The sequence below is a fragment of the Pseudomonas sp. FW305-3-2-15-E-TSA4 genome, from assembly GCF_058787295.1.
This window is the reverse complement of record NZ_JBYSZP010000003.1, coordinates 297,860-319,824: the sequence shown is the minus strand read 5'-3', so window position 1 is coordinate 319,824 and position 21,965 is coordinate 297,860. Positions and strand designations below refer to the sequence as shown.

Sequence of the window (21,965 nt, the reverse complement as noted above, 5' to 3'; positions counted from 1 at the left end):
ACGAAGACTTTCGTCAGGCCGGCACCGCTCCCAGCAACTGCGCCAGCGTTGTACTGCCGTCGCCATCATCGACTTCGACGATTTCCCGCAGCCTCTGCACCAGGCTCGATACCGGATAGGAACGCCCGCCCTCGAACCCGAGGAAGACGTCACCGCGCATCGCCGGATCCGCCGAGCACACATCCCGCAGGATCAGGCTGTGCTGGCGATCCGGGTCGACAATCAGCAAGTGCGCGTCGACAAACGACAGTTGCAGTGTTTGCGGTGCGTCCAGCGCCCAGACCAGCTTGCCGGGAATCGCCGGGATCTCGCCCAGCGGGTGACGGCAATCGACAATCACCGAGTCCAGCCGCAACCAGCAGGCCCTCGACAGGTGATACGTGACGCCGCCCTGCCCCAGGCGCAACACCAGACAGCTCACGTCATCAGCGATCAGTGGCAACAGGTCTTCAACCTTGTTCTGGCCCTCGACCACCAACACCTCGGCCTCGCGCCGCATGTATTCGAACGGGCCGATGCTCTGCTGACCGGGGTAGACGTGTACGCGGTGTGCCTGAAGTTCGTGCAGCAGCACATGCCGATGGCGGGTGCCGAGCAATTCGCAATCGTCTGGCAGGTTCTGGCCCGCTACCCGAATCAGTTGTGCATTCGCCACGTCGTACCATTGCAGGTTGCCCGCGCCAGACTCCACGGCGATGTAGGGCCCATGCTCGGCGGTCTCCAGCAATGCCTGCAGAGACTCCGGCAAATGTTCCGCGTGCTCGCTGGCCCAGTGATGATCGACGCCGATGATCCTTTCAGCTTCCTGATATCGCAACTTGAGTGACACGCCGTTGACCGATGTCCCGTACAGACCGGAGCCGTCATTGCGCACAGCGCTGAACCGCCAGTCGTCCCACTCGGCCTGCGGTGCCGGCAGCATGTCGCTCGCCAGTAACTGGGCGCCGCTGCCGAATGCTGGCTCGAGTTGCCGGCTGTCGAAGAACCGCTGACTGCAGATTTCACCGCTGGCGACATCGAACAGCCAGACCGCCTGGTTGTCCGGTGTGACCCCGAGCAGGCGCATTTCCCGTTCGTGCCCCGAATCGCACAGCAGCAAGCGGTTATCCACATACCAGGCACACAGGCTGCGATCACCGGCGGCGTTGCGCAGACCCAGAATGGCGAAACTGTTGACCGGGTACTTCACCGCCAGCGTTTCGAGTGCCTGCCACCACTGTGCGCGCCCCCTGAGCCAGCGCTCACTCAAGCCACCCAGATGCACTTCACCCTCTGCGGTCAGGTTGAAGAACAGACCGTCGTCGGTCAGGGCCAGATACCCGTCCTGCACCGGTACAACGTCATTCAACCCGTCGGGTTGCAGCCATTGATGCGTCCATTGTGTCGGCCAGCGCTCGCTGCCAGCGGACGCGCTGCGTTGCACCTTGCACAGCTTTTGCGCCAGCCGGTCGTAGATGAAAAACAGCTCGTGCTCATCGTTGACCGGCAGAAGCAGCAGATCACCAAGCTGTTTGATCGAATCGACCCAGCCGCGGTCATGCCCGAAGGCAAACGGATGAATGCACAACAGGTCACGGCTGCGAATCCAGACCAGGTCACGTTTGCCCGGATCGAACGCCCAGCAGACCGACACGTAAGCGGCCGGTTGCCAGTCGACGGTACTGACGCCTGCGCGTTCGGGTACCGGCGATAACGTGAAATAGTGACCAAGCACCGCCGTCCAATCCGTCAAGGTCGGGTTGGCGAACACTCGCTGGCCCAGCTCACGGTCAATCTCTCGGGTAACTGCCACCAGTTGCAGTTGGCCCTCATGGAGCAGGTAGTTGAACTGCGTGACTTGCTGATTGGCCCCCTGCCATTGCTGTTCGATATGAATCACGCCCTGCGCGTCGACATCGATACGCCGAATGCTGCACTGCCCCTCCATCACCAGCAGGCGGTAGCGGCACTTGAGCAAACCGCTGACGGCATCGATCTGCCAGATATCGTAGTTGTGCAGCTCATAGAAAAACGCAGAATCGTCGACCACCGCCGCCAGCAGCATTTCATCGGCCGCCAGTACCTCTTCACTGCGGATGTACAGAAAACGATCCTCGGCAGCGTCGTACCAGGCCGTGGTGTGACGCGGCTGGCTCTCGGGCTCGAAAGGAATCGGAAAGTGATGAACTGGCGTGTAAGGCAGCACCAGCCGATGCTCACGGGACAGTGTCTGGTAATGCGTGAGCAGAGACTGCTCATTCTCCCCGGCTGGCGCGCTCTGCTCGATAATGTCCAGTCGTCCGTCACTGCGGTTGACCTTGAACGATTGCCGCCCGGTCAGCTGAAGCATGACCTCATGCCGACCTCTGCCGCCGAACGTCACCTTCACCCCACCCACCGAAAGAACCCCGCCGACGTCGATCCGCACATCCCTCTCGGTGGCCCAGGCGGCTACCAGATTCCAGCGGCACTGCTGCAGGCTGGGGGACTGCAACTGGAGATTGACCCCGCGATTGAGGATCAGTGAGCAGGCGCCGCCCGCACCTTCGATGCGGTACGACACCTTGTCGTGCCAGAGCTGCGGCATCATTGGCACCGCCAGCGCACGCTCGTGGGCATCCAGCCGCACCTCGATCACGGTTGGCCGATACGACGGTGCGAGACGGTTGATGATGTAGTGCACGGGAAAGGAGTAGAACGAAAACAGAAACCGCCGCTGGCCAGCCGCATCCTTCTTCTCCAGCTTGCGGGCGGTATCGAAGCCGGTGTCGTGACGCAGCGTCGAGAAAGGGAGCGCCTTGTATTCGTAACCGTAGAACGTGGTCGGCGTGCACGGCAGGACGACCAGTTGCGTGGTCGGCGGATCGAAGTGGATGTAGCCGGGAAGTCCCAGTTCACGCCGCAGATCGAGCGCTTGTTGATCATCCGGATTGAAATCCGGCACCCCGAAATGGTCGCGCAGCCGATACACCTTCGGACTGTCGAGCACCAGCATCGTGCGATTGAAGTCCAGGCTCTGGACGACCAGCGAAGGGTGAGCGACCCACGCCCCGAGTCCGTCGTCATACCGATAACCGACACCCCGACAGGCCCGCTCCAGCTCATCGAAGAACAGCCCGACCTCCTGCGCCTGCTCAGCGATCCTGGCAAACCCCTGGGCCAGGGCCGCCACACCCACGGCCAGTCCGCCCAGGATCACCCCGGTTCCACCGAGCACGGCGGCCGCTGTTGCCGCGCCCGCCGTGGCAGCCCCCAGACCACCGGCGGTCAACGCCAGACTGGCGGAGTCGAAGGCCAGTTGGGTGCCGAATTGCGCGCGCTCGATCTCGTTGTCTGCCGTCGCCAATTGATAGATGTCGAAACCGACATTGGCCAGCCCCAGCACCGCGCCCACGCCTTCGTTGGCGACATGTCCCAGCGCCTCGCCAACCACCGGCGCACAGGTGCGGGCGATGATCTTCTCTTCATTGAGCGCGGTTTTTACCAGACTGATCAGGCCAGCGACATCCGTGACATTGCCATGCACCAACTGCGCGTAATTGACGTAAGCGTGCAAGCGCACGGCGGTGGTCAGGGTGCGGTCATCCCCCTCTCGTCCACGCAGGACGTTCATCAGTGCCTGGATGGTGAAGCCGGTATTGAGCGTGTGTACGGCACCCGCCTCTGCCATCTGTGGCGAGGCTCGGGTGCCCAGTGCCGAAAACTGCTCCGACAGATAATTTCTGATGCGCAGCAGACGGTGATCGGAGCTCACCACCTGCACCACATGCTCGGCCTGCGAGGGATCGATCAGGTTGATCCGGTACTCGCCGGCAGGCGTCATCTCCAGGGTTTCGAACAACGGCACCAGCGGTTTTGCCGCAGCATGCAAGTGCTGTAGAGCGTCAGTCGCCTGGGCAATCTGCTGTCCCCACCAATGACTGTCCAGATCGCGCAGGCTGCGCCCCAGGTGCGGATTACTGACCAGCGAATGGCCGCGAGCACTGTTCAGGCGCCGACGGATCGGTCGCTGTGTATGCTCCGGCAGCACATTGTCGGATTCCAGCAATTGCCCGACGCGCAAACCGCCGGACAGATCCAGCGCCGCTATCTTTTGCCCCTGCAGCTCGATCAGATCAAATGTCGGGCGCGCGTCGTCGCCATAGGCCGCATAGTATTTCGCCATGCCCTGTTTCTGGAAAAGGTCGGTCAGTGCCAGTTGGAGCTGGTCTGGCTGGCCGAACTCGAACACGCCGAAATTGGGATCATAAAAGTGATAGGTGGCGCGCCCACCATTGAAGGTTTTCGCCACCAGCATGGCGTGGTTATCCGAGTTGAGCATCAGCGTGCGCGAGCTGGCGAACGCCTCCAGCGTGGTGCCGAGCTGCTGCAGATCGACCCGCCCCAGCGGCTTGCCGATATCGTGCAACTGCACGCCGCGCAACTCCTCGAGCGCCTCCAGAAATACAATTGAATCGCGCTGCTGCGGCTCGACGGTGGCCAGAAAGAATCGCTCGCGCAAGCGTCGCGACGCCGCCACGCCGTGCTCCAGAGCAGCGCTCATGATCAGCGCCAGCGGGTAACAACGGCCACCGGGATCCCCTGGCCCCTGGAGCAACAGATCCTGCGGCACCAGTTTGACGTCACTGGCCTCGATTTGCCCCAGTACCTGACCCAGCCGCAGGATCACCTGCTCACGATGTTCGCGGGTGGCGATGGTCTGGATATGGGCAACATGACGGCCCCATTGAAACAGCGTGTGCGCCTGCGACAGCGCAGCTCGTTTCAACGTTAGCGCGCTGTCCGACGAGACCATCGGCTGGTCGACATGGCTGGCGAGACCGGCCATGAATTGCGGCGCCCGATGCTGATACAGATGGCGTTCAATGGCCGCATAACGCACCGATGCTCCTACCTCGGCAACGCTGTTGGCGAGGTTGTCGAGCTCGGGGGCAAGTTGCGTGAAGCTTGAGTTATCCAGTGAGCGTACGCCGAGCATCTGTCCCAACACTACCCTTTGCAAGGGACTGATCTGGAAGAACTGCAGCGAACCCTCGGCAATGCCGCTTAGCAACTCATCCAGCGCCAGCCCCTGAATCCGCGCATCACTGAGCGACGCCGGAGCTTGCAGAGTGACGGGTTGGGCCTTGATGGCCTGACGATCGTCGAACCCCAGACCCGGCCCTTCGGGAAAAACCAGCGGACCGTTATGACCTTGCCTCATCGCCGCCACAAACGGTGCACCGAGTCGGTCGATCATCCCTTGCAAGACCTCCGTCAATAACACCGGGCGTCCCTCGATGAGCGGCCAACCCTCTTCGAACAACACAGTCTGTTGTTTGAGCAGGGCAGCAACATCACCGCTGTAGCGGGCACTGAACTGTCCTTGCCGCCAACGCTGCTGTTCGTCGACAACCCATTGTTCATCATCGCTGGCGTTGTCTTTCCACGAGTGATCCTGCTCCTCCTCGGTCTTGTCGTTGATCATCCAGAGCGGCTCGATGGCAGTCTCGACGCGCACTGTTTCATCTTCGCGCGGGACGAAGTTGTGCCGTTCGTAATCGCGCATGCCAGCGCGCATCGCGGCCGGGCCAGTCAGAAAAATTGTCCATTCGCTCTGCGGGCGGATACCGTCTTCGAAATATCCAGCGACCGCCAGAATCAGTTCGTTCGCCGTTGCATGCTCGATCGAGGACAGAGCGGCAATCGAGCCGCAGTTTTGCTCGAATACCTCGCGCGCAAGCGTCGACATGCCGTAAAAATCGCTCAGCGCAACGCCGCGCTTGGCCGCCAGTCGAGCCGTCAGGTCGATGAAGTCATAATTGAAGCGAAACCGGTCGATCACGCTTTTGAGCATCGGCGATCGGGCATGGGCCATCAGGAAGGAATTGCTCAGCGAGCTCTGCACAGCAACTGCCCGCAAGTCCTGTGGGCGGACGAGCAACTCGGCCGGCGCCTGGAACACTTCATTCAGCGCCGGTTTTTGTCGGGCAAACGTCTCAAGCGCGGCGCGGTGTTGCTCGGGAATGCTTGCCAGATAATCAGTGTACTGGTGGCGCAGCGCCTCGCGTGCAGGCATCCAGTGCCGATTGTGATCGAGCAGCAGTTGCAGAACGCCAACGCGTGACCGGGGATCAAACCCGCTGATGTCAACGCCTCCCAGAGTCTTGACCAGTGGCGGCAGATTATCGACATCGGCATATCCGCCGCCCTCTTCGTAAAGGACCTCGGCGCGCACCACATCGGAAGCAGCGGCCAGATTGCCGCGCAACCGGATTTCACGCTCGTAGATATCCTGTAATTGCAGCGGAGTATCCAGGGCGTTCAAGTCGCGCAACTGCAGGTCGTCTCCTGCGAGGTCCAGCAGACTGCGGCGGTTTTGCTCGATCAGCGCCTCCAGTTGCGCGGCGTCCTGCCCATAGGCACGGGCCAACAGATCGACGCGTGCTTCATCAGCTGAAAGTCCCCGCGCCAGTGCGGCATCGATATGCATGGACATCTGTTGTTTAAGGACGATGGCCCGTTCTTCGTACAGCGTGCCCAACTGGTCTTTGGAAATACTGTCGCTGCCATCTTGTTGCAGGGCGTCAGCCTTGGCCGCCTCGACGATCAGCCTGTTGGTTTGCCAGGCCAACAATGCGTCGCTGTCGTACCAGAGATGGAGGCTGTAACCTTGCCCGTTCAGCACCTGTTTCCAGAGGTTGAGATAGTCACGCTGTATCGCGCCCAGTCCTCCACCGAGCCAGACAAAGTGCAGATTCTTCGGCACCGCAGTCGGGGTGCTCTTCGCGTACGCCAGGCTGTTTTGCACACGGGTCTCGAAAGCCTGGATGCTGTTATAGATGCGCGACAACTGTGCAGGCTGGCTATCGGATTGCGAGTATTTATGTGGCGAACCGATCAACTGGCCGATCGACTGCTTGAGCAGTGCCAAAGGCTCGATCAGTCGTGGAGAATCGAGCAAGCCGATACAGGCAAAATAATAACGCCACACTGACTGATAGGATTCACTGCCCCTGTACGCCGACATGGCCTGTTCCAGATCCGCCTGCTTGAACAGTTTGATGAATTTGACAAACCCGCTGGCGTCTTGAGTTCTTCGGTCCTGCATGAAAGTTGCTCCTTTGCCCTGACCAGTAACGAAAGTGCCCGCTGGCACTTGCATAGCGGCCAAACTAACTTCTGGCGAATCGGAGCTCAAACTTCAAAACTTTCAATACATGTCAAAATCAACAACTAAAAAACAACTGATAACGCATGTAACGGCAACAAGTTATTTCTACAATCAATATATAAATCAAACGCACCCGAGCAGAACGCGAAATTATCAAGGCTGCAATTTCAGGTCTGCCTATCAGTATTCAAGATAAGTCGAACAGAATGTAAGCAAAGAGAAAGCTCTCACACAGAAGCGGAGCAGATCGTACAGGTCGCGTTGAACAATATGACGCGGTCAGATCCGGAAACAATCTGTGCGGGAGATCGCGGTTGGCGAGGCAGCAAGCTCCCTCGCCAACGGCTCAGGACTGGGGCTTTTCGCCGTACCAGCGCGGCGTGTAGACCCACTCGCCACCTTCAGCCTTGGGGAAGGTGCAAGTCGTTGAAGAGCCAACCAGCACCATGGTGCGCATGTCCACCTGATCCGGGGTCAGTTGCCCCAGTGTCGTCACGCGCAGAGTTTGCCCCGGGCGACCGATGTCGCGCCCCAGCACCACCGGTGTTGCCGCGCTGCGATGCTGCGCGACGATTTCCAGCGCACGCCCCAATTGCCACGGGCGTGCCCGGGAAATGGGGTTGTAGAAGGCCAGCGCCAGATCGGCCTCGGCCGCCAGATCCAGACGTTTTTCAATGATCGACCACGGCTTGAGGTTGTCCGACAGCGACATCACGCAGAAATCATGCCCCAGCGGCGCACCCGCTTGCGCAGCCGTGGCAAGCGAGGCGGACACTCCCGGCAGGATTTCCAGCTCGACGCTGTGCCATTTCGGGTCGGTCGACTCGTGCAACGCTTCGAGCACCGCCGCGGCCATGGCGAACACGCCGGGGTCGCCGGATGAGACCACGATGACCGAACGCCCCTCGGCCGCCAGCCGGAAGGCGTGGCGGGCGCGCTGCATTTCTTCGCGATTGTCGGTGCAGTGCTGCACCTGATCATCGCGAAACGGGCCGGCCATGCGCACATAGGTTTCGTAGCCGAGCACATCGGTGGCCCGCGCCAGTTCCGCCTTGACCGCAGGCACCATCAACTCGGCAGCGCCGGGGCCAAGGCCGATCACCGCCAGGCGCCCACGTTGACGACCGATCTGCGCGACGTCCAGCGGCTGTTCGGCCCGCGCAATCGCCAGACCGTTGGTATTGCTGATCGCGGCCTGCGGCAGTGCCTGACGAGCCAACTCGCCGAGGTCTTTCTGCGCCGCGACAAAGCGCAGCGGCACCCCCAGTTCGAGGGCGGCTTCACGCAGTCTGGCCGACGCCATTTCAGTGTCAGCCGCCAGCAGACAGGCCAGCGACTGCTGCGCAACCCCGGCCTGCTGCAACGCGGCGCGCACGGCATGCGGCAGATCGTCCAACTGCGCACTCACCGCCACCGCCACACTGCGGGGATAGATCAGCAACTCGTTGGCGCTCGCGACACGCTCGGCACTGCCGACATGAATCGAGCGCTGCGCCTGCGGGTCTTGCGGCAACTGCGCCTGATCCAGCCACGGCGCCGCCCCTTCAATGCGCACGCTGTGCCCCGCCAGCAGATCGGAAACGAAACGCTTGCCCAGTTCCAGATCAGCCAGCGCATAACCGCTGGGTGGATTGAGCAGGCAGGTGCCAAAACGCAATTCGCCACTGGTGGTGATCGCCGCGGCGACCTGCAATGCGGCGGCGATTTCCCGGGCCATGACATTCACTCCGCCGAGGCCACCGAGCAGCGGCACCACGGCGCTGCCGTCTTCAGCAACGGCGAGCACCGCCGGTTCAGCACCTTTTTCCAGCAACAACGGCGCCAGGGTGCGAATGACAATGCCGGCCGCGCACAGGGCAATGATCGGCGTGTCTTGCTGATACAACTCACGCAGGGTCGCGCCGAATTCCTGATAGCTGCAGTCGGCGCCTTCGACGCGTCCGGCGAGGCCATGGATCTGCGCTGTCGGATACAACTGCTGGATCCGCCGTGCGGTAGCGAGCGCGCCTTGTCCGAGGATGACAATGGCCGGTGTGGATGGCGTCATCAACCTTGCCACCGTTCGCCCGGGACGATGATCAGCGAGAAGTACGGCGAGGACATCGGCTCGACCTGATCCAGCGGCACGATCTTCTGATTGGCCATGGTCGCGCGTTCGACGTACAGCGCCCGCTCGGCCAGACCGAGTTCTTCGAGTACCGCACGGACCTTGGGAAAGTTGCGCCCCAGTTTCATGATCACCGCCGCATCGGCGTCGGCCAGACGGCGCTTGAGATCCTCATGCGACAACACACCGGAGAGCACCGACAGGCTCTGGTTGCGATACACCAGGGGCGCGCCGAGCACCGAGGCGCCGCCGAGCATCGAGCACACGCCCGGCACCACTTCGGCTTCGTAGCGTGTGGACAACCGGTCATGCAGATACATGTAGGAGCCGTAGAAGAACGGGTCGCCTTCACAGATCACCGCCACATCGCGGCCGGCGTCCAGATGTGCGGCCACAGTCTCGGCGGCTTCATCGTAGAAATCGCTGATCACTTGCTCGTAGGACAGCGGTGCCGGCAACACTTCGGTGGTCACCGGGTACACCAGCGGCAGCAGATTCTGCGCATCCTGCAGATGCGCCTCGATAATGCCGAAGGCATTGCCCTTCTTGCCCTTGGCGACGAAGTACGCCACCACCGGCGACTCGCGCAGCAGGCGCAGGGCTTTGACGGTGATCAGTTCCGGATCACCGGGGCCCACACCGAGGCCGATCAAACGTCCTTTGGCCTGCATCATTCGATCTCCGTGGCGAGGGCATTGACTGCTGCGGCGGCCATGGCGCTGCCGCCGAGCCGGCCTTGCATGATCACGAACGGTACGCCGCGACTGTCAGCCGCCAGCGCCGCTTTCGATTCGGCAGCGCCGACGAAACCCACCGGGAAGCCGAGGATCAGCGCCGGTTTCGGTGCCCCGGCGTCGAGCATTTCCAGCAGATAGAACAGCGCGGTCGGCGCGTTGCCGATCACCACCACGCTGCCTTCCAGATGCGGACGCCACAGTTCCAGCGCGGCCGCCGAGCGGGTGTTGCCCAGCTCACGGGCCAGCTGCGGCACGCTGTCGTCACGCAAAGTGCAGATCACCTCGTTGTTGGCTGGCAGACGGGCGCGGGTCACGCCTTCGGAGACCATCCGCGCGTCGCACAGGATCGGCGCACCGGCCGCCAGCGCATCGCGCCCGGCCTTGCCGGCACCTTCGGAAAACTGCAGACCATCGACCGCCTCGACCATGCCGCAGGCGTGGATCACCCGCACCGCGAGTTTCTCCAGATCGGCCGGGATGCGCGCCAGATTGGCCTCGCTGCGAATGATCGCGAAGGAGTTGCGATAGATCTCCTGACCGTCGCGGATGTAATCAAGCATCAAGGGGGCTCCGTGAGCGGGCGTCGAGCAGGATCGCGGCCGCTTCAATAGTAAGGTTGCGTGCGTGCAGCGTGCCAAAACCCGGCAGCGTTGCATCGCGAAAATAGAGGTCGTAGTGACCGGGGCTGACCGCCAGCAATGTCGCCGGTGTGCGATGGGCCGCAGCACAAGAGCGCGGGCAACCGGACAGGTGCACGTGCTGCGCCTGTGGCAACAACGTCGCCAGCAGCCGCGCGTCGTGTTTGGTATCGGCCAGACCTTTGCCACAACCGCTGGAGCCGGTGCAGGCAATCAGCCGGGACAGCGGCTCGCGGGTGTCGGTCAGCCAGTGCAATTGCCTCAGGTGTTGCAGGACTCGCCCCGGGTCGGCGGGTTTCACGTTCGGCAGCAGCAGACTTTGCCAAGGGGTGAAACGCAGGCTGCCATCTCCGAACTCGCGAGCCAGCCGGGCCACGCCCCGCAGCATGGCCGGATCGAGACGGCCGAGCGCCGGCACCGCACCGACATATACCCGGTCGTCAGCGTTTTGCGCGTGAACACCGATATGCAGCGCATCCGCCATCGGCGTGCGCTGTCGAGCAACGGCAGCTTTGATCGCCACGCGTTCGCGCAATTGTTCGAGAAACGCCAGCAGCGGCAGTTCATCGAGCAAATGGCGCATGCGGGTCTGCTCCGGCCGAGCCAGCTCAAGGAACAACTCCAGCACCGCGACCACCAGTGCATGGCCGTTTTCCACGCTCACGGCACCGGCCGCACGATCGGTCGGGCAGCCGGCCAGACCGAACGCCAACAACACTTCACCGTCACGTTCGAACGCCGACAGCCACAGATCATGCGGATGCTCGAGCATCGCCAACGCCTCACCGCCGTCCAGTTGCACGGCGAACTTGGCGCTCAATTCGTGAAAACGCGGATGCGTCTGCAATGTCGCCAGAATCTGTTCGGCCAAAGGGCGGGTATCGAACAGCAACTGCCGATCGATCCCGGCACTCGGGCTGAGCATCAGGTTGCGCACATCGTCGCCCGCTGCGGTTTGCGGCCCCAAACCGGCGGCCAGCAAACTGTCGATCAATGCCGCTGAGTGCTCGCCGATGCCGCGAATCTGCAGATTGGCGCGGTTGGTCGCCTCGATCGCGCCACTGGCAAAACGCTCGGCTGCATCGGCCACCGCGTCGGCCTGATTGGCAGTGATCGAGCCGCCATTGAGCTTGATCCGGCAAATGCCGCCGTCCAGCGCCTGGACAATACGCAGCAACCCCGGACAAGCCGAGGGGCGCAGAGCGGTGGACATTGAGCGTTCGTTCAAGGGATGACCGGCTGACGGGCAGCGCTGTGGTGGGCGAAAGGTCGCCATTATGCCTGCTTTGCCCGAGCGCATGAAAATGCCTGCCGGTCGGAAACTGCGGCTTTTCAGAGTTCGACCTCCTCGAGGTCGGGCACGCTCTCGCGAATCGCCTGATCTACAACGTCCCGGTTTTTGTCGATGTCCCGTCGATTGATCACCATTCTCCTGGCGCGGATGTCCAGTTGCGACATCGGTTGATGGACCTGCCAGAACAGGTAGTTGGTACTCAACACCAACTTGAAAAAGCGGATATGGCTGAGCAACACAACCAACTCGCCGTTGGCGTTCTGACTGACCGGCACAATGTGCGAGGTGAAGGTCTTGCCACTCAGGGCGGTAAACTTTTGCAGTAGCGCTACATCTTTTTCAAGCGCTGCCAGCCCGGCTTCAACCTGCGCTAATTGAACGCGGGCGAGCAAGGGTGCTGTCGACCGCCGCCACGCCTCCTGCACACTTCCGGAAAACGCTTCCTGGACCAGCACCACCGGTTTCTCCTCCTGTTCCCAGCCACATGACCACAAGCCTCCGACAAAGTAATCGAACCACTCTGCAGGCTGAAGACTGCTGTCACAACGGCTGTCCGCCGCGATCTGGGCGAGATAAATGCAGTTCCTCACAAATCTGTTATCGGCCTCTGCCCGCCCCTCCAGTCCGGTGAACAACATATTATTAACGGCAACTGCATTACTCTGACTTAAACGTGTAGCTGAATTGATATCCATATCGCTCCCTGCCAACTTGGCACGTATTAATTTTATAGCTTCATTGCGCCAGACTTATTAAAAAGAACTGACTTGGAATCAAACTAACAAAAACGGAAGTTGAAAAAATCACTATTACTCGACATTAAGTTTCCGCGTTGTTCTCGACACGCCGCGACGACAGACCTGCGTCAGGTGCCGGCAGTCGCGTTATCATGCCGCCCGTGAAGATCTACTCAGGATTAAGGAACGGCATGACACCCTGGCTGACGGTTGTGGGAATCGGTGAAGACGGCTTCAAGGGCCTGGGCAAAAACGCCCGGCGCGCCCTGCTGGCTGCTTCGCGGATCATCGGCGGCCAGCGGCAACTGGACTTGCTGCCGGTGTGCATTCGTGGCGAACGCACTTTGTGGCCGAGTCCGTTTTCCCTCGCGCCGGTATTGGAGCAGCGCGGCCGAGCGGTGTGCGTGTTGGCCAGTGGTGATCCGATGTTCTACGGCGTCGGCGCCAGCCTCGCGCGGCACGTGCCGAGTGCCGAGATGCTGATCCTGCCCGCGCCCTCTTCCTGTTCGCTGGCCGCCGCCCGGCTCGGCTGGCCGTTACAGGAGGTGGTCACCCTCTCGCTGGTGGCGCGACCACTGACGGCACTCAATGCGCAGCTGTTCAGCGGGGTGCGCCTGTTGCTATTGAGCAATGACCGGCACAGTCCGGCGGCAGTCGCGGCGCTGCTGCGCGAGCGCGGTTTTGGCGGCAGCCGCCTGACTGTGCTTGAGCATTTGGGCGGCGATGCCGAACGGCGCCTCGAAAGTACTGCCAATGACTGGAATGACCCGGCGATTGCCGATCTGAATGTGATCGCCATCGAATGCCTGGCCGATGCGCAGGCACCGCGCCTGTCACGTCTTGCCGGACTGCCCGATTCGGCATTCCAGCACGACGGCCAACTGACCAAACGCGATGTCCGCGCCATCACCCTAGCCCGCCTCGCGCCGATCCCCGGCGAACTGCTGTGGGATGTCGGCGGCGGTTGCGGCTCGATCGGCATCGAATGGATGCGCGCGCACCCGAGCTGCCGCGCGATTGCCATCGAGGCGGACGAAGGCCGACAGGCCTTGATCGAACACAACCGCGACGCGTTGGGCGTACCCGGTCTGCACCTGGTGCGTGGCCGCGCACCGCAGGCCCTTGCCGGGCTGGAGCGACCCGACGCGATCTTCATCGGCGGCGGCGTGACCCGTGAAGGCGTGTTTGAAACCTGCTGGGAACAACTCAAACCCGGTGGTCGACTGGTTGCCAACGCCGTGACCCTGCAAAGTGAAGTCACTCTGATGCACTGGCGCGAACGCCACGGCGGCGAACTGACCCGAATTCACATGGCCCAGGCGCAACCGCTGGGCGAGTTCGACACCTGGCGTCAGGCGTTGCCGATTACCCTGCTGGATCTGGTCAAACCCCTCGATGCGTGACGAAACCGCCGAACAACCCGCGCCCCTGCGCAGCGGCCTGACCACCGGCAGCTGCGCCACCGCCACCAGCCTCGCCGCCGCCCGCCTGCTGCTCGGCGGTACGTCGGCGGATGCGGTGCAGATCGTTCTGCCCAAAGGCAAACAAGTGCAGATGCGCCTGGAGTTCTGCCGCCTGACCGAGGGCGGCGCCGAGGCCGGGACGATCAAGGACGCCGGCGACGACCCCGACGTAACGCACGGTGCTCTGCTCTATTCGCACGTGCGGCTGCTGGCCGAGCCGGGGATTCGCTTTGTCGCGGGCGCAGGTGTCGGCACCGTGACCCGGCCGGGGCTGGTGCTCGGCGTCGGTGAACCGGCGATCAACCCGGTGCCACGCAAGATGATCAGCGACCACCTGACGCTGCTCGCCACCGAAAGCGCTTATGCCGGCGGTTTCGAGGTCACGGTCAACGTCGAGGGCGGCGAGGCGCTGGCGCTGAAAACCATGAACCCGCGGCTGGGCATTCTCGGTGGTTTGTCGATCCTCGGCACCAGCGGCATCGTCCGGCCGTTTTCCTGCGCGGCGTACATCGCCTCGATCCATCAGGGCATCGACGTTGCCAAAACCAATGGCTATCTGCACATTGCCGCGTGCACCGGCAACGCCAGCGAAGACACCATGCGCCGGGTCTACGACCTGCCGGAAATCGCCCTGATCGAAATGGGCGACTTTGTCGGCGCAGTGCTCAAGCATCTGCGCAAAGTGCCGGTGGATAAACTCAGCCTGTGCGGCGGCTTCGGCAAGATCAGCAAACTGGCGGCCGGGCACATGGATCTGCACTCGCGGCATTCGAGTATCGACCTGCCGCAACTGGCTGAATGGGCGGCGGCGATTGGCGCTGATCAGGCGTTGCAGCAGAGCATTCGTGAAGCGAACACCAGTCAACAGGCCTTGGCGATGGCCAGCGCGGCGGGCATTGCCCTCGGCGATGAGGTCTGCCGCCACGCGCTTGATTTCGCACGCAGCGTGGTGCCGGCGCAGGTGCAGGTCGAGGTGTTTGCGATTGATCGCCAAGGCGGCATTGTCGGCCACGCCGGAGGTTTTGCATGAAACGCATTCTGTTGCTTGGCGGCGTCACCGAGGCGTTGGCCATCGCCCGTACGCTGGGGCCAGAACACATTTACAGTCTGGCCGGCGTGGGCCGGGTGCCGACCGACCTGACCTGCCAGGTGCGCGTCGGCGGCTACGGCGGGGCCGAAGGTCTGGCGCAATTCATTCGCGCTGAAGGCATCGACCTGCTGTTCGATGCGACCCACCCTTACGCCGCGCAAATCAGCCACAACGCCGCCATCGCCGCACAACTCGCCGGCATCCGCTGCTGGGCCTTGCGCCGCCCCGCATGGCAGCCGCAACCGGGCGACGACTGGCGAGAAGTCAGCGACTGGGCCGAACTGATCGAAGCCCTCAAACCGTTCCGCCGCCCGCTGTTCACCCTCGGCCGCGAACCGCTGCAACACCTCGACGAAATCCCTGCCAACCAGTATTGGACCCTGCGCGCCCTCGACGCTTATCCCGGTAACGAACGCTGCGAAGTCATCGGCGCCCGTGGGCCGTTTCTGCTGGAGGATGAACGCGCACTGTTCGAACGCCGGCAGATCGATGTGCTGATCAGCAAGAACAGCGGCAGCACCGCGACCGAGCCGAAACTGGAAGTGGCGCGGGAGTTGGGGGTACCGGTGCATGTGTTGAAGCGGCCAGTCTTGCCGGGGGTTGATCGGGAGTTTGGGTCTACGTCTGAAGTCCTTAATGCACTGCTGACGTCAGACTTTTCCTGATTTCGATTTAATCTGCGAATTAGCCGGCCTGTTTTGAGGAAGCAGCCGACTGTTCTTCGCTATTCCCTCACCTAATACTTCGGTTCCTTTAATCCATACAGGCAGACAACCGTCAAAAAGCGGCTTGCCAGCCTGTATCCCAAGGAATACGATCCTGACATGATCGAACTCGAACGATCCCGTATATTTTCCGAATGGCTCGACTCGTTGAAAGACATCATCGGCAAAGGCCGAATCATCTCCAGACTTCGAGCAGCCGAACATGGCAACTTTGGCGATTGCGGATTTGTCGGTGACACCGTTTACGAAATGCGTGTTCACTACGGCCCTGGTTACAGGATGTACTTCACTCGTCGAGACGAAGTGATTTATCTGCTGTTGATCGGCGGCGACAAATCGACACAACGGCGTGATATCAAGCGCGCCGTACAAATGGCACATAGCATCGGTAATGAGGAGTAAGTCATGACCGAAAAATTCACCCGTTTCGACGCCGCCGAGTACCTTAAAACCCCCGAGGACATGGCGGCTTATCTGGGCGCTTGCTTTGATGATGATGAAGGCGATGGCGTACTCATCCGTGCAGCACTGAATGACATAGCCCGAGCCCAGGGCATGACACAGGTGGCACGTGATGCTGGCCTGGGTCGTGAAAGTCTCTATAAAGCGCTGAGCAGCACTGGTAACCCCGAATTCGCAACTATCATGAAGGTCATGAAGGCTTTGGGTTTGAGATTGCACGCCGTCGCGGTGTGATTGATCTGCGACACCATACCGCACGACGCCTTTTTACTTATCGGCCCTGATCAGGCTAAATAGCCCGCGCCTGATCGCCCACCCAACGGATCTGTCCCATGAACCGACACCGGCTTGCATTTGCCTGGATCGCCTGCTTCGCAGTGCTGTTCAACATGCTCGCCATGCCGATGACCGGGGCGATGGCGCAGGCGGCCAGTTCACCGGCCGAACAGTTGCTGTGGAGCAGTTTCTGCACCGGCAGCGGGACGAAGATGGTGGCGATCAACATCGGCGCCCCAGAGCAGAAAGCCCCGTCCAACGACAGCCATTCCAACATGCAGCATTGCTGGTGCTGCTCGGGTTCAGCGCCGCTGGTGGCGTTGCCGGGCCATGCACCGCAGCTGTATTTCGCCCGCTACGAAAGCAATCGCAGCGTGGCGCCACCCTCGTTGCAACCACCGACACCGCGCCAGCAATGGCCGAGCCTTAATCCCCGCGCCTCGCCTCTGGTTTGATTTGTTCTCGCAATTGACCTGCGTATCAAATCGTTCTGGAGAACTGCCATGTTGAACAAACTCTTCGTCATCGCTGCGCTGTTGCTGCCGGCGTGCTTCGCCCATGCCCACGAATACAAGGCCGGCGAGCTGGAAATCGCTCATCCGTGGTCGCAGGAGCTGCCGCCCAACGCGCCGACTGTCGCGGCTTATTTCGTGATCAGCAATCCCGGCAAGACCGACGACCGCCTGCTCGGCGTCGACTCGCCGATCACCGCCGAAGCGCAACTGCATGAGCATGTGATGCAGGGCGATCTGATGAAGATGCAGCAGGTGCCCGACGTGGTGATTCCTGCTGGCGGCAAGGTGACGTTCGCGCCGATGGCCTATCACGTGATGCTGCTCAACCCGAAAGACCGCAGCCTGCTCAGCGACGGCAAACGCTTCCCGCTGACCCTGCATTTCGAGAAGGCCGGTAACGTCACCGTCGAAGTCGCGGTGCAGAAGAAACCTCCGCAAGATACCCAGGCACACGATCACGCCCAGTAACCGATCCGGCTGACCACGCCCGTGCGCCTGCAACGCGCCGGGGCATCCCGCCTGCATCGCCAGAGCCAGACTCTGACCCGCGGTAGCTGGATCGCTCTGTTCGCCATGTTGATGATCTTCATCGGCCCGCTGATTTCTCAGTCGATGCCGATGGATCAGCACGCCTCGACTTCCATGCCGATGAGCATGGACTTGGCGATGGATATGCCGGGCATGGATCACGCCGCGCACGGTGCACAACCGGCTGCCGAACACTGCCCGCCACAATCCTCGCACCACGCCCTGTGGGAAAAATGCGGTTATTGCAGCCTGCTGTTCAATTGCCCGGCGCTGACCGGTGGCGGCACGTTCGCCACGTTCAGCATTGCCCACGTCAACACCTTCACCCCGCCCTCCCCGCGTCTGGGCCATGCCCGGCAGACCTTCTTCCCCGGCGCCCGCACCCGCGCCCCGCCCGTCAACGCGTAAGCACCGCACCTTTGATTGCACACGGTTGAGAAGACAGCTTCAGGCTGCCGGCCGTGTCGTTTACGACTGTTTGATGGAAATTGTCATGTCCAGGTTTTCTGCTGTTCCACGCTCGGGTTCTGCCCGGGCGTCTTTCGCGCTGAACGCATCGCGCATTGGTTTCTCGCACGCCACCGCCGTCCTTTGCGGCGTCCTGCTGTCGCCGCTGGTGTTGGCCGATGACCACGCCGGGCACAACGAAGAACTGAGTCCGACGGTGATCACCGCGATCGCTCCAAGCTCGCCACTGACCATCGTCACCAACCCCAAGGACCCGCGCCAACCGGTGCCAGCCAGTGACGGCGGCGATTACCTGAAGACCATTCCCGGCTTCGCTCTGGTGCGCAATGGCGGCACCAACGGTGATCCGGTGCTGCGCGGGATGTTCGGTTCGCGCCTGAACATTCTCACCAACGGCAGCATGCTGCTCGGCGCCTGCCCGGGGCGGATGGACGCGCCGACCTCGTACATCTCGCCGGAAACCTACGACAAACTCACGGTGATCAAGGGCCCGCAAACCGTACTCTGGGGGCCGGGCGCATCGGCCGGCACGATCCTCTTCGACCGTGAGCCGGAAAGCTTCGGCGAACTCGGCACGCGGGTGAATGCCAGCGTGCTGGCCGGCTCCAACGGACGCTTCGACAAAGTTGTCGACGCCGCTGCCGGCGGGCCATTGGGCTACGTACGGGTAATCGGCAATACCGCGCACTCCGACGACTATCGCGACGGCAACAACGACATCGTTGCCTCGCGCTACGACAAATGGAACGGTGACATCGCCGTCGGCTGGACCCCGGACGCCGACACCCTGATCGAACTCACCGCCGGCAAGGGCGATGGCGAAGCGCGCTACGCCGGGCGCGGCATGGACGGTTCGCAGTTCCTGCGCGAAAGCCTCGGCCTGCGCTTCGAAAAATCCAACATCACCGACGTGCTGGAGAAAGTTGAAGCACAGGTTTACTACAACTACGCCGACCACGTGATGGACAACTACACCCTGCGCACGCCGTCCGGCACTGGGATGATGGCCGGGCCCATGGCGTCCAACGTCGACCGGCGCACCCTCGGCGCGCGGATCAAGGCAACCTGGCGCTGGGCCGACATCCAACTGATCACCGGTCTCGATGCGCAGACCAACGAGCATCGCCAGCGCAGCGGCATGGGCATCGACACCTACAAGGATCAGCCCTACACCAAGGACGCCGATTTCCATAACTACGGCGTGTTCAGCGAAATGACCTGGTACGCCGCCGACCGTGATCGGCTGATTACCGGCGCCCGGGTCGACCGTGCTTCGGCCAAGGATTACCGGCAGCGCATTGGTTCGGGAATGATGAGCCGGCCAAATCCGACCGCCGACGAGACCCGCGCCGACACCTTGCCAAGCGGCTTCGTGCGTTACGAGCATGACCTCGCTGACAGCCCGGCCACGCTGTACGCCGGTCTCGGTCACGCGCAGCGCTTCCCGGATTATTGGGAGCTGTTTTCACCGAAGTCCGGCCCGGCCGGTTCGCTGAATGCGTTCGACTCGATCAAACCGGAAAAGACCACCCAGTTCGACTTCGGCGTGAACTACAAGACCGCCGAACTCGAGGCCTGGGCCTCGGGCTACATCGGCTTAGTGCGCGACTACATCCTGTTCGACTACACGCCAACGATGATGGGCATGAGCACTTCGCGCGCGGAAAACATCGACGCACGGATCATGGGTGGCGAGCTCGGCGCCGCCTACAAACTCACCGATAACTGGAAAGCCGATGCCACTCTGGCCTACGCCTGGGGCAAGAACAGCAGCGACGGCAAGGCCCTGCCGCAAATGCCGCCGCTGGATGCGCGCTTCGGCCTGACCTACAGCGAAGACAACTGGAGCGCCGGGGCACTGTGGCGCGTGGTCGCGGCGCAAAACCGCATCGACCAGAACAAGGGCAACGTGGTCGGCAAGGACTACGACAAGAGCGGCGGCTTTGGCGTGTTCTCGCTCAACGGCGCCTACCGGATCAACAAGAACTGGAAGGTCAGCACCGGCGTCGACAACCTGTTCGGCAAGGCTTACGCCGAGCACCTGAACCTGGCCGGTAACGCCGGTTTCGGCTACCCGGCCAACGACCCGCAAGCGATCAATGAACCGGGGCGCACGCTCTGGACCAAGGTTGATATGAGTTTCTAACCGAGCGGCACGCCCTGCCCTTGTGGGAGCGGGCTTGCTCGCGAAGACGGCGGCACATCCAGCATGGGTGGCGCCTGACACGACGCGTTCGCGAGCAAGCCCGCTCCCACAGGAGTGCAGTGGTGAAACTCCCCATACAGAACAAAGAAAAGATCCAAGCCAAGCGGAGCAAACGTGATGCAAAAGCCCAAAGCGAATTTCTACAACCTGGCGTGGCGCTGGCATTTCTATGCCGGATTATTCGTCGCGCCATTCATGGTGATGCTGGCCCTGACCGGCATCATCTACCTGTTCAAACCGCAGCTCGATTCGCTGATGTACAGCAGCCTGCTCAACGTCCCCGCCGGGCATCACATGGTGCCGGCCGATGATCTGCTGCAACGGGTGAAAAGCGCTTATCCACAAGGCCAGATCACCCAGTACCTGCCGCCGGCCAACGCCGAACGCAGCGCTCAGTTTGTCGTGAAGAATGAGGGTCATGAACTCAATGTGTTCATCGACCCGTACCACGGCGACATCCTTGGCGAGCAGGATGCGAAGAAAAATCTGCAAGCCGTCGCCCGCGCCATTCACGGCGAGTTGATGATCGGCACGCTCGGTGACCGCCTGATCGAACTCGCCGCCGGTTGGGGCGTGGTGCTGGTGGTGTCGGGGGTGTTTCTGTGGTGGCCGCGCGGTCAGGCGGCGGGGATTCTGTGGCCACGCCTGAACAGTCGCGGTCGCGTATTGTGGCGTGATCTGCACGCGGTCACCGGGTTCTGGGGCGCGGCATTGCTGCTGGTGATGCTGCTCAGCGGCATGACCTGGACCGGCTTCTGGGGCAAGCAGTACGCCCAGGTGTGGAACGTGTTCCCGGCCGCGATGTGGAACAACGTGCCGACCTCCGACGTCGAGGCCGGCAGCCTCAATAACGCCGCGCGCCAGACCGTGCCATGGGCAATGGAAAACACGCCGATGCCGATGTCCGGCGACCACGCCGAACACATGGCCCACGGCGGCATGCAACACGGTCCCGCCGCACCCGCGATCAGCCTGCAAGAGGTGCAGAACATCGCCATTGAACGCAAGGTCGAACCGGGCTACAGCATCACCCTGCCGACCACCGCAACCGGTGTGTTCACCATTGCCGTGTTCGCCGACGACCCGCGCAACGACGCGACCCTGCATGTCGATCAGTACACCGGCAAGGTCCTCGCTGATGTGCGTTTCGAGCAGTACGGCGCGGTGGCACGGGCCACGGAAATCGGTGTGATGCTGCATGAGGGCAAGATGTTCGGCACCTTCAACCAGATTGTCGTGCTGCTGATCTGCCTGATGATTCTGCTCAGCGCCGTCAGCGGTGTGGTGATCTGGTGGAAGCGGCGTCCGCAGGGCAAGTTCGGCGTGCCGCCGCTGCGCCATGACCTGCCGAAATGGAAAACCGGCGTGGCGATCATGCTCGCTCTGGCCGTGATCTTTCCGCTGGTGGGCGCTTCGCTGGTGCTGGTCTGGCTGCTGGATCGGCTGCTGTTGTCGCGTCTGGGCCGCCAAGCTGAATCTGCCTCAACTTCAACGTGAAGCAGGCGAGATGCGCGTTTCAGACAGATCTTTAAACTGCCGGGGCTTAAACTCCGGCATTTTTTAGTGTTACTGTATAACGCAAATAGG

16 protein-coding genes are annotated in these 21,965 nt (G+C 61.9%); 10 read left to right on the top strand and 6 right to left on the bottom strand.

The genetic code is table 11. The features are described from left to right. Window positions 1–13 precede the first annotated feature (13 nt). The 6 genes from AC3WMV_RS05805 to AC3WMV_RS05780 all read right to left on the bottom strand — a co-directional run bounded on the left by AC3WMV_RS05805 (window position 14) and on the right by AC3WMV_RS05780 (window position 12,603). Window positions 14–7,069, bottom strand: coding sequence for a TcdA/TcdB pore-forming domain-containing protein (locus AC3WMV_RS05805; protein WP_103368063.1), 7,056 nt, complete (start codon window positions 7,067–7,069; stop codon window positions 14–16). 409 nt (window positions 7,070–7,478) lie between these two features. Next, window positions 7,479–9,179: a precorrin-3B C(17)-methyltransferase gene (gene cobJ / locus AC3WMV_RS05800; RefSeq protein ID WP_096794810.1), complete on the bottom strand. Its 1,701-nt coding sequence runs from the start codon at window positions 9,177–9,179 to the stop codon at window positions 7,479–7,481. Next, window positions 9,179–9,913, bottom strand: coding sequence for a precorrin-2 C(20)-methyltransferase (locus AC3WMV_RS05795; RefSeq protein WP_409077710.1), 735 nt, complete (start codon window positions 9,911–9,913; stop codon window positions 9,179–9,181). Before AC3WMV_RS05795 ends, cobJ begins: the two co-directional genes overlap by 1 nt. Further along, window positions 9,910–10,536, bottom strand: a complete 627-nt coding sequence (locus AC3WMV_RS05790; protein ID WP_096794809.1) for a precorrin-8X methylmutase — start codon at window positions 10,534–10,536, stop codon at window positions 9,910–9,912. The genes AC3WMV_RS05795 and AC3WMV_RS05790 overlap by 4 nt, the downstream gene beginning before the upstream one ends. After that, the gene (gene cobG, locus AC3WMV_RS05785) at window positions 10,529–11,827 is read right to left on the bottom strand and encodes a precorrin-3B synthase (RefSeq protein ID WP_310650487.1); all 1,299 of its coding nucleotides are present in this window, start codon (window positions 11,825–11,827) and stop codon (window positions 10,529–10,531) included. The genes AC3WMV_RS05790 and cobG overlap by 8 nt, the downstream gene beginning before the upstream one ends. Before the next feature lie 119 nt (window positions 11,828–11,946). Then, complete coding sequence (locus AC3WMV_RS05780) at window positions 11,947–12,603, bottom strand: hypothetical protein (protein WP_027613579.1); 657 nt, start codon at window positions 12,601–12,603, stop codon at window positions 11,947–11,949. A gap of 233 nt (window positions 12,604–12,836) precedes the next feature. On the opposite strand from AC3WMV_RS05780, the gene cbiE reads away from it, so the two are divergent. The 10 genes from cbiE (at window position 12,837) to AC3WMV_RS05730 (ending at window position 21,875) form a co-directional block, all read left to right on the top strand. Then, the gene (gene cbiE / locus AC3WMV_RS05775; RefSeq protein WP_103368061.1) at window positions 12,837–14,048 is read left to right on the top strand and encodes a precorrin-6y C5,15-methyltransferase (decarboxylating) subunit CbiE; all 1,212 of its coding nucleotides are present in this window, start codon (window positions 12,837–12,839) and stop codon (window positions 14,046–14,048) included. Further along, window positions 14,041–15,138, top strand: a complete 1,098-nt coding sequence (locus tag AC3WMV_RS05770) for a cobalt-precorrin-5B (C(1))-methyltransferase (protein ID WP_097089903.1) — start codon at window positions 14,041–14,043, stop codon at window positions 15,136–15,138. Before cbiE ends, AC3WMV_RS05770 begins: the two co-directional genes overlap by 8 nt. Continuing rightward, the gene (locus AC3WMV_RS05765; protein ID WP_103368060.1) at window positions 15,135–15,863 is read left to right on the top strand and encodes a cobalt-precorrin-6A reductase; all 729 of its coding nucleotides are present in this window, start codon (window positions 15,135–15,137) and stop codon (window positions 15,861–15,863) included. Before AC3WMV_RS05770 ends, AC3WMV_RS05765 begins: the two co-directional genes overlap by 4 nt. A gap of 159 nt (window positions 15,864–16,022) precedes the next feature. Next, window positions 16,023–16,325, top strand: coding sequence for a type II toxin-antitoxin system RelE/ParE family toxin (locus AC3WMV_RS05760; protein ID WP_003221246.1), 303 nt, complete (start codon window positions 16,023–16,025; stop codon window positions 16,323–16,325). Between the two features lie 3 nt (window positions 16,326–16,328). Then, a complete protein-coding gene (locus AC3WMV_RS05755) occupies window positions 16,329–16,619 on the top strand; it encodes an addiction module antidote protein (RefSeq protein WP_103368059.1) in 291 nt (96 codons plus the stop codon). A 98-nt stretch (window positions 16,620–16,717) separates the two neighbouring features. Further along, window positions 16,718–17,116, top strand: coding sequence for a DUF2946 domain-containing protein (locus tag AC3WMV_RS05750; RefSeq protein WP_097089901.1), 399 nt, complete (start codon window positions 16,718–16,720; stop codon window positions 17,114–17,116). 48 nt (window positions 17,117–17,164) lie between these two features. Next, on the top strand, window positions 17,165–17,644 hold the full coding sequence (locus AC3WMV_RS05745; protein ID WP_027613572.1) for a copper chaperone PCu(A)C: 480 nt from the start codon (window positions 17,165–17,167) through the stop codon (window positions 17,642–17,644). A gap of 21 nt (window positions 17,645–17,665) precedes the next feature. Continuing rightward, the gene (locus AC3WMV_RS05740; RefSeq protein ID WP_103368058.1) at window positions 17,666–18,112 is read left to right on the top strand and encodes a DUF2946 domain-containing protein; all 447 of its coding nucleotides are present in this window, start codon (window positions 17,666–17,668) and stop codon (window positions 18,110–18,112) included. An 85-nt stretch (window positions 18,113–18,197) separates the two neighbouring features. Further along, window positions 18,198–20,318: a TonB-dependent copper receptor gene (locus tag AC3WMV_RS05735; RefSeq protein WP_103368057.1), complete on the top strand. Its 2,121-nt coding sequence runs from the start codon at window positions 18,198–18,200 to the stop codon at window positions 20,316–20,318. A gap of 177 nt (window positions 20,319–20,495) precedes the next feature. Next, complete coding sequence (locus AC3WMV_RS05730) at window positions 20,496–21,875, top strand: PepSY-associated TM helix domain-containing protein (RefSeq protein WP_103368055.1); 1,380 nt, start codon at window positions 20,496–20,498, stop codon at window positions 21,873–21,875. Window positions 21,876–21,965: the final 90 nt, after the last annotated feature.